The following is a 10,501-nucleotide window of genomic DNA, read 5'->3' on the forward strand; positions in this document are numbered from 1 at the left end:
AGCCCGACGCGTGGGTGAGAGTGCCTCCCCTTACCGACCGTTGGGAGAGACACCATGCCGTGGGATTCCGTACCGTGGTTCACCGAAGGTGGGGCCGAGCACACCTCGGAGATCGCCCGCCTCCTGGCCTACGCCGCCTTCGGAGGCGCCGAGGGCATCGTCGGCGCCGGAGACCTCAAGGTACGGGCGTTCCTTTTCCCGACCGCCTCCGTTCAGGTATCGACGGGCGCCTGCGCGATCACCAACCGTGCAGCAGGCTCCACGTACCAGTCCTACGCCGCCCGTTTGCCTTCCGCCGACACAGTGCCCGTCGCGGCAACCGGTATCGCAGCGCGCTCGGACCTGGTCGTGGCCAGGATCGAGAACCCCTACTCGCAGGGGGAGAACTGGGCGCTGCCCACCAACCCGAAGGTCGGGCCGTACGTCTACACGCGGATCATCTCGGGCGTACCGAAGACCACCACGGACATCTCCCAGGTCCGCCCCAACGACTCGGCCATCACACTGGCGCGCATCGACCTCCCACCCAACACCAGCACGGTGGCCGCCTCGATGATCACCGACCTGCGCCAGATGGTGCAGACCCGCAGGGAGCGCCGGCTCTACCCCATCGTTCCCCGGGACTCGGAGTTCGCCTTCGCCGAGAACAATCAGTGGTACGTGTGGCCCAACTCCGCGCGCGTCAACGTGCCGATCCCCCGGTGGGCTACCCGATGCCACGTGGTGACCACCATCGGCGGGCTCAAGCTGTTCAACTCCTACGTCTTCGCTTCCCTGCAGCACCGGTTCGGGGACCTGTGGGGCGGCACCGAGACCTACGTTGACGACGACCAGGGCACCGGCACCCGGCGTACGACAGCCGTCGTCTCCGCCACGATGACCATCCCGCCATCGATGCGCGGAACCGTGCAGCCCCTGTACCTCATGACGTACATGTCGAACATCCACACCGGCGACCTGGGCGTGGATGACCGCTCCAGCTTCAACCACGACATCGAGTTCTACACGGCTCCCGATTTGCCGTTCGACGGCAACGGGAACGCCCAGCCGGGCGGCTAGTCATGGCGAACGGCTGGCGGATCATCGCCCAACGGGCCCTGTCGAATGAGTTCCTCGACTGGGACATCCCCCTCGCACTGAGCTCGAACCCGAAGCGGACCCTGTCCGGGCCCGGAGCGCTCACCGCGACCATCGAGCCCGAGTACGCGCGCCTCATCGGACCGGACAAAGCCCCGATCCTCCAGGAGTGGGGCACCAAGCTGTTCTTGGAAGTGGACGGAGAAATCCGGTGGGGCGGCATCCTGACCAAGGCCGCATTCGACGGGGCGAAGATGTCGATCGAGTGCGAGGGCCTCACCAGCTATCCGCACGGCATCCCGTATGAGGACCAGCTCATCTCCGGTGAGCTCATCACTCCGCCGGACCCGTACGAGGGCCGCGACAAAAATCATGACGGTTACATTGACTTCTCCTCTCCGAAACGGCCGGTCCCGGAGCCGCCCAAGCCGTACGCCGGCCCCCGCATCGACGCCTACGTGGCCTTCCGCAAGGTCTGGGAACACGTCCTGACCCGCCCATACGGCGACATCGGGATCCGCGTCGACTCCCACAACCTGGGAAAACTCCTCGGCGCGGAAGACGGATCCGACCCGTGGGAGCTGGCCTGGTGGGACAACCCCGACTGCGGGCAAGCCCTCGACCAACTGACCCGCGACATGCCGTTCGACTGGGTCGAAACTCACGCCTGGGCGCCAGATCACCGCACGATCGACCACCGAGTCCGCCTGGGAACCCCCCGCCTGGGGAGGAAGCGCGACGACCTGCGCTTTGCCGACGGCGAAAACATCGCGGCCATCGCTAAACCAGAAGGCCTCGGCGACGAGTACGCCAATGAAATCATCGTCTTGGGGAAGGGCGAGGGCCGCGCGATGGCCCGCGCGCAGCTCCACAACTTCGACGGCCGCCGGCTGCGCCGGGTCGCGACCATCACCGACAAGACCCTCGCCTCCCCCGAGGCGCTGCGCCTTCGAGGCCAGCACGAGCTCACCGGCCGCAGCCAAGCTCTCCAAATCCCCGCGATCCAGGTCATGGACCACCCCAACGCGCGCTTCGGCGCATGGTCCCTGGGCGACGACATCCGCATCCAGGTGCACGTTCCGTGGGTGGGGGACATCGACGTGTGGCACCGGATCATCGGCGACGAGGTCTCCGCCGACGGGACGTGCGTCCTCACCCTCCGAAGATCCGACAGCTTCCACTACTGAGACCCCGGCGGCCAGGCCGCGACGCAAGCAGCCCGCGTAGCGGACTCTCCGCGCCATGGTCAACTTCCTGGACACGCAGACGGACTCGCGGCGCATGGCCGCGCTACTCGCCGACTACGACCGCCGTCTCCAGGCGCTGGAGCGCACCACGCAGGCATCGCACTCCTCGATCGAGGGGGGCGCGATCAACATCTACGACAAGGACGGCCAGCACCGCGGCTCGGTCGGAGTCCAGCCCGACGGCGCGGTAGCCATCGTTCCGAAAAACTCGCCGCCCCCGCCCACACCGACCCAGCCCACCATCACACCGGTACTCGCCGGCCTCCTCGTCGCCTGGGACGGTCTGTGGGAGGACTCCTACACCACCCCATCCGACTTCTCCCTCGTCCAAATCCACGTCGGGCCGGCCGCCGACTTCACCCCGAGCGCGGCCACCCTCACCGCCACGATCACCGACCCCCTGGGCGGCGCCCTCACCATCGCGGTCGCGGGCTACGCCCCCGTCTGGGTACGGCTCGTCGCCGCCAACACCGCGGCGATCACCGGCCCAGTCTCCAAGGCCATCCAAGGAACACCCCGCCAGGCAGTCCCCCAGGACCTGATCGACGGGATCGTCACCGAGACCAAGCTCGCCCAGAGCGCGGTGACCGCAGCGAAGATCGCGCTCGGGGCGGTCAACAGCGTGAAGATCGCAGACGACGCGATCACCGCGCCCAAAATCCTGGCCGGGGCCGTCACCACCGACAAGCTCCTCGCCCTCGCGGTCACCGCCGAGAAGATCGCCTCCCTCGCCATCACCACGGACAAGCTCAGCGCGCTCTCGGTCACCGCCGACAAGCTCGCCGTCAACTCCGTCACCGCCACCAAGATCGAGGCAGGGGCGATCGAGGCCGGCCACATCAAGGCCGGGACGATCACGGCGGACAAGCTCGCTCTCGGCACAGACGGCAACCTGGTCGCCGACCCGTCCTTCGAGGGTCCCGTCACCGATCAGCGCTTGACCGGGCTGACCTACTGGACAGCGGTCACGCCGGGCAACGGCACGCCCCGAGCGATCCAGGTCGACGCCACCGCCGTGACGGCCACCACCCGCACCCACGTCCTCGCGCTGGCCCCCGCAGTCCCGGGACAGAGAGTGTTCCTGGCCGTGGACTACTTGGCCTCCACCGACTGGGCCGGCAGCCGCGTAAGCATCTACGTCCGCTGGGAGGACTCCGCCGGCGCGCTGCTCGGATACAGCATCGTCACCACGGGCGACGGGAACGTACAGCGCGGCTCCTGGCAGCGAATCCAAGGGGTCCCCGCCGAAGCCGCACCACCGAACACCGTACGGGCCCGCGTCACGATCTCCACCAATAGCTCCACCGCGGGCACCGTGAGGTACGACAACGCCCAGGCCCGCCACATCCTCTCCTCGGGCAGCGCCGGCGGCCGCGCCGAGCTGTCTCCCCTCGGCCTTCTCCTCTACGACGGCGACGGTGAGGAATCCGTATCCCTCGTCACCGGCCGCCCGAACTACCTGACCTTCTCCAACAACGGCCAGGCCGTCGCCACCATCGACCAGCACGGGAACGCAGGATTCGGGAACCTAGCCGTCGCCGAAAGCCTGACCGTGGGCGGCGACCCCATCAAATCGCTGCTCTCCGACGCCGCCCGGGGCCTGGTCGCCATCGGCTACCAAACCTCCGCTGTGACCGCAGGGTCCACCGACTTCGGCTTCGTGGAACTGTCCTTCAACGCCGACGCCAGCCGCATGTACCGGGTCGTACTGGACTGCTACGCCAACCCGTCGGCTGTCGGCGGTGAACTGATCTTGTTCCTGAGGGACGCCGGGCCCGGCACACCGACGATCAACTCACCTCAGATCCAGTCCGCGATCCACCCCCTTCCTACGGAAGGCATGCAGCGCGTCCGGTTGGAGACCATCCGCTCCGGTGAGGCCTTCGGCGCCGGCCAGCACCGCCTGCTCACCACCTTCTACTGTTCAGGCGGACCCAGCGGACAGAACGTCATGCTCTTCGGCGGCGGCAACCATCCGGGCGTGTTCTATGTCGAGGACGTCGGCCCGGCCATCCCGGACACCGGCCAGTACAACACCGGCGGTGGCAGCACCACGCCTCCGGTCCAGCGCTACAGCAAGACCTATGACGCCGCCTGGTCAGGGTCATACGCGAACCGCGGCGCCTACAACTCGTACTACGGCAACCAGATGATGTGCGGCTACTACAGCTCCACCAACGGCCTCCAGGCCTCCTTGGTGGGCTTTCCCGCACAGCTCGGCGCGGACCTGGCGGGGGCGACCATCGAGAGCGCGGAGATCTACCTGTACTTCGATCACTGGTACTTCAACGCCGGCGGAACAGCCGTCATCAGGGCCCACGGCCACGGCTCCCGTCCAGGCTCGTTCTCGTGCGACAGCGAGTCCCAGTCCGTGTCGTGGAGCCGCAACGAGGGGAAGTGGGTCGACATCACGGCCGTGTTCGACAGCACCGCTTGGCGGGGCATCGCCCTGGACCCCAACGACACCTCCTCGACGTACTACGGCTCCGCCCGAGGCGTTGGAGAGGACTACCCGCCGCAGCTCCGCGTCACCTACACCAAGTAACCGGGAGGCTCACGTGCCGATATCCACTCTCCTCAACGAGCATGACCTGCTCATGCGCAACGCCCAGTTCGCTGCCCGCGTCCGAGCGGCATTCAGCCGGGTCGCCCGCGAGGTTCTCACCGAAGACCCGTCGACCCCGGGCAACCCCCTGAGGGTCTCCCTGGCCCGACAAGTCCTCAACCCGGGCGACTGGAGCAACCCGGGCCTGGCGCCGGTCATCGCAACCGACCCGGAAATCTCTTCCTCAGCTGCCGCAGGAACCATCAACGGCACCCCGGACAGCGCGCAGGCCGCCGTCACCGATGAACAGATCCTCGACGCCGTCCGCCGCGCCTGGAACGTCACCGCAGGAGTTTCGCCCGGCCTGCAAGAGCACGCCGGCCCATAAAGACCCGGCAGGAGGCGACGTAAGCCGCCCGGCCCGGCACCGTACGGGCTGCGGGAAGCCGCGGGCCCGCCGCAGGGCCCCGGCTTCCGCGCATCCCCTGTACAAAACCGACCGAGGAGGCGCCTGTGAACTGGCTCATCTCTCTGGCGCCCATCCTCGCACCGCTGTTCGGCATGGTGGGCGCCTTGGGCGGCGGCCTCATGGTGTACCGACAGACCAAACGCAAGAACGACACCGACGCGAACATCGCTGAGTCGCAGACCTTCGTCTCCGCAGTCACCACCGTGACCGAAGGATTCACCAGCCTGCTGGAACAACAGCGCGCCGCCAACGCCCAGACGGTGGAACGCGTTGCCACCTTGGAAGCCCGTCAGATCGACCTGGAACGGCGGGTCGAGACGCTGCAAGAGGAACAGCGGCAGTGGCGTCGCTGGAAGGCCGCGGCCGTCGACTACATCCACCAACTTCGCGCCATCGTCGTGAAGCTCTACACGGAGCCGGCGCCCACACCTCCCCGAGAAATCGCCGACGACTTGGGCGATTCATCTGCCGGCTGACCAGCCCGCGACACAAGCCCTTCGCAGCGCGCAGAGTCCGCCCGACATCCACTGCGAAGGGCTGATCAACATGACAACGCTCGAATCCGTCACCGTCGGCGCCGAGGTCGGCGCCATCCTGCCGCTGCTGATCGCCGTGGTTCAGCGACCGCACTGGTCGGTGAAGGCCAAGAAGACCGTCGCCTCGGTGTCGGCTCTTCTCGTCGGCCTGGTCACGGTGGCCACCGCCGGCGGCTGGGAGCAGTTCCAGCACGGCAAGCTGACCCTGGCCACGATCATCGCCGTGCTGGCCGCCTCCCAGACGAGCTATGACCTCCTCTGGAAGCCCAGCACGCTCGCTCCGGTGATCGAGGCCGTGACCACGCCGAAGCGGCCGCAGCGGGCCGAATAGGCGCTGCCCGGCCCGTCCGGCCTCCAGCCGACGGGTATCATCCGCAAAAGAGGTGGCTGTACCGCTGCACCCCTGGGTGCCGCGGACTGCGGTGAGATCGCCCGTCAAGTTTGTGGGTAATAGGTGTTCCTTTCGCCCCGAGGTTGCTTGACGAACAAGGCATCGAGTCACCGGGTGCGTGCAGAGCACTCGGGGCCGGGGAGCGGTTGCTCCTGCGACGATCCGGCACACGCAGTCCCACGCGGTACGGCCACCTCGTTCATGCCCGCAGGTACATGGCCGACCGGTCCCAGAGCAGCGGACCGCAACCCACAGGAGGAACCCCCGGCATGGTCGAAGAGCAGGAGACAGCGGCTGAGATCACGCGCCTGGCTTCCATGCGGCCGGATGCCTTCAAGGACGCCGTCGTCCGCTTCGTCACGGGGGGCACGGACCGCCGGTCCTCGCGGACCGTGCAGTGGCAGGCCCTGACCTCCCCGACACTCGCCTCGCGAACGCTGGACGTGCTCGAGGGTGCCCTCCGCCAAGCCCGCGTCCTCGTGCCGAGGGCAGAGGACGAAAGCAAGAGCGCCCACCAAGCACGCGTGGTCGCCTTCCGATCCGAAATCCAGGCAGCGATGCCGCCCCTGCACGACGTGGTCGAGGAACTGGCCCGCCAGGAGATCAAGCACCTCCTGGCGCTGGATGACGAGACCTTCGCCCGTCGGTGGACGGCCTTCGTCGTCCAGGAAAAGAACAGCGGACCCGTTCCCCGCAGGGTCCAAGGACTCGCCTTCCGATCACCCAGAGTGGCGCCCCGCGCAGAGGCGTTGTGCCGCCTGATGGAGGAGGAGCCTGCCCGGTTCATGGCGCCGGCGGCTCCCCGTGAAGGCCGCGGGGCGCACGATGCGCGGGTCATCGAATTCCGGCGCCGGGTCGCTTCCGAAGAGCGTTTCCTCCAGTACGCGATCCAATTTGCCGAGGCGCGTCAAGGCCGGATGCCGAGCGCACCGAACTACCGACAGCAGGCGCTCCGGCTCCTTGGCAAGGCCCACCCCCAGGAGCTGTCGAAGCTCTTGCATGACGTACGCGCCGAGGCGCGCGAGGCGAAGGCCGAGGCGCGCCGCGAAGGCCGGATGGCGCGACGCAACTCTGGGAAGGGCGCGCGGTAGCGCCTTCTCCAGCATCGTCGACGAAGGGGCGCGCCTCAGGCGCGCCCCTTCGTCATTGCGCCGCGGCAGGGGGGCGGGGGGCGGCGGGTGGCAGGCGCGCCCCGCGCCGATCGGGGCCGCGCCGATCGCCCCCACCCCCGCGCGCCCTGATCGCCCGCGCGGCCCGATCGCCCCGCGCCGATCGGGCCGCGCCGGAACCCCGCCCCGATCGCCCCGCGCCGGAACCCCGCGCCGATCGCCCCGCGCCGGAACCCCGCGCCGATCGCCCCGCGCCGGAACCCCGCGCCGATCGGGCCGATCGCCCCCCACCCCCGCCCGCACCCGATCGCCCCCGGCCGATCACCCCGCGCGCCCCGCACCCGATCGCCCCCGGCCGATCACCCCGCGCGCCCCGCGCCCCATGCCGGATCGCCCCCGCGCCGATCGGGCCACCCCCGCGCGCCCGCGCCCCGATCGCCCCCGCGCCCCCGCGCGCCCCGCGCCGGATCGCCCCCGCGCCGGATCGCCCCTGCGCCGATCGGGCCGATCGCCCTACCCCCGCGCGCCCGTGCCCCGATCGCCCCCGCGCCGATCGGGCCGCGCCGATGGGGCCGATCGCCCCACCCCCGCGCGCCCCCGCCCCGATCGCCCCCGCGCCCCGCGCCCCGCGCCGGATCGCCCCCGCGCTGATCGGGCCGCGCCGGATCACCCCGCGCGCTGATCGGGCCGATCGCCCCACCCCCGCGCGCCCCCGCCCCGATCGCCCGCCCCCGATCGCCCGGCCGATCACCCCGCGCCGATCGGGCGCGCGTTACCTCATGCCGAGATGGTCGCCTGCTCGAAGTAGGCCGCGAACTTCTTCTTGATCGACAGGTCCGGCATCGGGGCTCTCTTGTAGAGGTCCGCCAGAGCCTGTTCGTCGGCCTCTACAAGCGCCGCGATCACCGCGGGTCGATGCTTCTGCAGGTAGTCCCGCAGCTTGTTCATGGCTGGGGGGCCGTCTTCGGAGATGGGGTCCAGATGTTCACCTACAGTGAGGAAACGCACCCGCGCCTGGATGGTTGCTTCGTCCATCATCGCGTCGAGGGCCATCTTCTCGCCCTTGGACAAGCGCCTGGCCGTGGGCGGCGCGGTCGGGCGGTCTTGCGGCTCCTCGGCCTCGCTGACCGCCTCCGGATCCTCTCCGGGAGCTTCGTCAAACTCGGGGTCCGGCGGCGGTGGAGTGCTCTCCTCTTCCTCCGGTCCCTCCTGCTGGCCCTTCTCGATTTCGGGGCTGGCCCCCGGCGCGGTGTTCGCGTCGGTGTGGGAACTCTGCGCGGTCGCGGGCGGCTGTCGTTCCCCATCTGGGGTGGTGGTCGACGCCTGGTCCTGCTCAGCCTTCTTCTTCTCCCGCTCCTTGGCGTACGCCAGGGAGCGGGTGACCAGGTCCTGGGCGCTCATCCGGCCCCACCTGCCGTTGGTCGTGGTCTTCTCCAGGGTGCGGATGCCCCAGTACTCCCGCACGTTCAGCAGGGCCTCTTCCGGGTTGTTCTCGTCCATCAGGGCCTTACGGATGAGGTCCTCGGCCTGGCGCCCGGTCAGCTCCGGTTCGGCCGCGCGCTGTACCTGGACGGGAGCCTTACGGGGCTGCTCGGCCGGCGGGACCTGCTGCTCCTGCAAATACGCTGCCGGTGCCAGTTCGGTCGCGGACCGGACGGGAGCGGCGTTCTCGTAGCCGAGGCGCCGCAGCAGGGCATCTACGCTGAAATCCTCGAAGCGCTCGGCGGTCTCGCCGGGGGTGATCTGCCAGTGCAGCGTGCGGGCGCCGGTCACGTAGGCCTCGCCCGGCGCGTGGAGCTCCACGATCGCGTCGACGGCCGCGCCAAGATTCTTCTCCGCCCTGATCCGCCGGTACGTGTGCCGGGTGGGCTTGTTGTTCTCGAAGGCCGTGACGAGCTCCTGGCGGGCGATGAACAGCGTCGGTCCGCTGTGCCGGCGCAGCAGCCACAGCACTTCCCCCCACCGGTCCTTGGCCCGGTTCCACAGGTCGCGCTCGTCCTCGTCGCTCACCACCGCGTCGAACTGACGCGCTCGACGCCCGCTCTCCTGCGCGCGGCGCACCGCACGGTGTCGAGCGAGCAGAGCGACTTCGTCACTGAGGAGGTCCCATAGGGAGGTGACGGAGTCCAGCACGATCATGTTCTGCTTGCCGTTGGCGGGGTCCTGCGCGATGGCCCAGCGGATCGCATCGAGGATGTCCTGGTACGAGCCGTCATGCGGAACGATCTCGTACCGCGCGCCGGGGACGTCGCCGTAGTAGTCCGCGGTACCCTCGCCGCCACCGATCTGGATCCAGTAGGTCATACCCACCAGGTCACTGCCGGATCCCCGCGCGGCCTCATAGCTCTTGCCCGTCTTCCACTCCCCGGTCAGAAGGACCATCGGAGGGTTCGGGAGGCGAGTGGGCGTCCGGGACTTGCGGTCGCGCTGGGGCGCGATGATTCCAGGCATGGGTGTTCCTTCGATTTGGGTTCCCCGGGTTGCTCTCCCGGGATGCTGCGCCGATGTGAGCCCTAAGCTCCACCGATCGGGTCGCTGTATTATTCTACCGTGAAGCGGCGCCCGATCAACGCCTGTTGAACAGGTCGGACGCGGGAGTTTCCACGTCTGGGTCGCAGTCCTCCCGATGCCGGGCGTACCAGGCATCCAGGTGCCTGGCGTCCTCCGCACCGTCGGCCAACACCTCGGCCGGCAGCTGCCGCCATTCCTCCACCGACTCGGCGTACTCACCCTCCACCGTGGCCGCGTCGCGCCGGCCCAGAGCTGAGGCGATCTCCGGCCACTCCGTGCCCCCCAGGGCCTCGGCGAGTACGACGCGGTCGATGATCTCGTTGGCCATCTGGCGCAGCCGACGGGCGGCGATAAGCCGTTCACTCGGGGTGGCGGCCGCGGCCGTCGTGCCGACTGCCTGGCGGGCGAGGTCGGATAGGTCGCGGGCGGCGCGAGCGGCGGTGATCCGGGCCAGGATCTCCGGTGTCATGGCGGGTCCGATCATGCAGGCGGCGGGGGGCCCCCCCCCCCGGGGGCCCCCCCCCCGCCCGGGGGGGGGGGGGCGGGGGGCCCCCCGGGGGGGGGGGGGGAACCAGGGCAACAACGGGGAACACGGCCCCCGGTGCAATGCACGGGG

At 69.4% G+C, this 10,501-nt stretch carries 9 protein-coding genes; 7 read left to right on the forward strand and 2 right to left on the reverse strand.

Going from position 1 to position 10,501, the window contains the following annotated elements; all coding sequences use genetic code 11:
* The first annotated feature begins 54 nt into the window (after positions 1-54).
* The 7 genes from ACGFYQ_RS34265 (at position 55) to ACGFYQ_RS34295 (ending at position 7,356) form a co-directional block, all read left to right on the forward strand.
* Positions 55-1,059: a hypothetical protein gene (locus ACGFYQ_RS34265; protein ID WP_393750108.1), complete on the forward strand. Its 1,005-nt coding sequence runs from the start codon at positions 55-57 to the stop codon at positions 1,057-1,059.
* A gap of 2 nt (positions 1,060-1,061) precedes the next feature.
* Positions 1,062-2,264, forward strand: a complete 1,203-nt coding sequence (locus ACGFYQ_RS34270) for a hypothetical protein (protein ID WP_393750109.1) — start codon at positions 1,062-1,064, stop codon at positions 2,262-2,264.
* Between the two features lie 55 nt (positions 2,265-2,319).
* Entirely contained in the window at positions 2,320-4,869 is a 2,550-nt protein-coding gene (locus ACGFYQ_RS34275) for a hypothetical protein (RefSeq protein ID WP_393750110.1), read from the forward strand.
* Positions 4,870-4,882: 13 nt separating this feature from the next.
* Positions 4,883-5,257, forward strand: coding sequence for a hypothetical protein (locus ACGFYQ_RS34280; RefSeq protein ID WP_393750111.1), 375 nt, complete (start codon positions 4,883-4,885; stop codon positions 5,255-5,257).
* Positions 5,258-5,382: 125 nt separating this feature from the next.
* Positions 5,383-5,814: a hypothetical protein gene (locus ACGFYQ_RS34285; RefSeq protein WP_393750112.1), complete on the forward strand. Its 432-nt coding sequence runs from the start codon at positions 5,383-5,385 to the stop codon at positions 5,812-5,814.
* A 70-nt stretch (positions 5,815-5,884) separates the two neighbouring features.
* Positions 5,885-6,205, forward strand: coding sequence for a hypothetical protein (locus ACGFYQ_RS34290; RefSeq protein ID WP_393750113.1), 321 nt, complete (start codon positions 5,885-5,887; stop codon positions 6,203-6,205).
* Between the two features lie 329 nt (positions 6,206-6,534).
* On the forward strand, positions 6,535-7,356 hold the full coding sequence (locus tag ACGFYQ_RS34295; RefSeq protein WP_393750114.1) for a hypothetical protein: 822 nt from the start codon (positions 6,535-6,537) through the stop codon (positions 7,354-7,356).
* A 795-nt stretch (positions 7,357-8,151) separates the two neighbouring features.
* On the opposite strand, the gene ACGFYQ_RS34300 is transcribed toward ACGFYQ_RS34295, so the two are convergent.
* Together ACGFYQ_RS34300 and ACGFYQ_RS34305 are read right to left on the reverse strand one after the other, a co-directional pair.
* Positions 8,152-9,825, reverse strand: coding sequence for a hypothetical protein (locus ACGFYQ_RS34300; RefSeq protein ID WP_393750115.1), 1,674 nt, complete (start codon positions 9,823-9,825; stop codon positions 8,152-8,154).
* 115 nt (positions 9,826-9,940) lie between these two features.
* Complete coding sequence (locus tag ACGFYQ_RS34305; protein WP_393750116.1) at positions 9,941-10,354, reverse strand: hypothetical protein; 414 nt, start codon at positions 10,352-10,354, stop codon at positions 9,941-9,943.
* Between the last annotated feature and the right edge of the window lie 147 nt (positions 10,355-10,501).

Origin of the sequence: Streptomyces sp. NPDC048258 (assembly GCF_043201995.1) — a bacterium.
Lineage (GTDB): Bacteria > Actinomycetota > Actinomycetes > Streptomycetales > Streptomycetaceae > Streptomyces.

What these genes read in the sequence shown, in the direction of transcription:
- ACGFYQ_RS34265 (WP_393750108.1), top strand. Translation starts at nt 55, where the DNA reads ATGCCGTGGGATTCCGTACCGTGGTTCACCGAAGGTGGGGCCGAGCAC.
- ACGFYQ_RS34270 (WP_393750109.1), top strand. Translation starts at nt 1,062, where the DNA reads ATGGCGAACGGCTGGCGGATCATCGCCCAACGGGCCCTGTCGAATGAG.
- ACGFYQ_RS34275 (WP_393750110.1), top strand. Translation starts at nt 2,320, where the DNA reads ATGGTCAACTTCCTGGACACGCAGACGGACTCGCGGCGCATGGCCGCG.
- ACGFYQ_RS34290 (WP_393750113.1), top strand. Translation starts at nt 5,885, where the DNA reads ATGACAACGCTCGAATCCGTCACCGTCGGCGCCGAGGTCGGCGCCATC.
- ACGFYQ_RS34295 (WP_393750114.1), top strand. Translation starts at nt 6,535, where the DNA reads ATGGTCGAAGAGCAGGAGACAGCGGCTGAGATCACGCGCCTGGCTTCC.
- ACGFYQ_RS34300 (WP_393750115.1), bottom strand. Translation starts at nt 9,825, where the DNA reads ATGCCTGGAATCATCGCGCCCCAGCGCGACCGCAAGTCCCGGACGCCC.
- ACGFYQ_RS34305 (WP_393750116.1), bottom strand. Translation starts at nt 10,354, where the DNA reads ATGACACCGGAGATCCTGGCCCGGATCACCGCCGCTCGCGCCGCCCGC.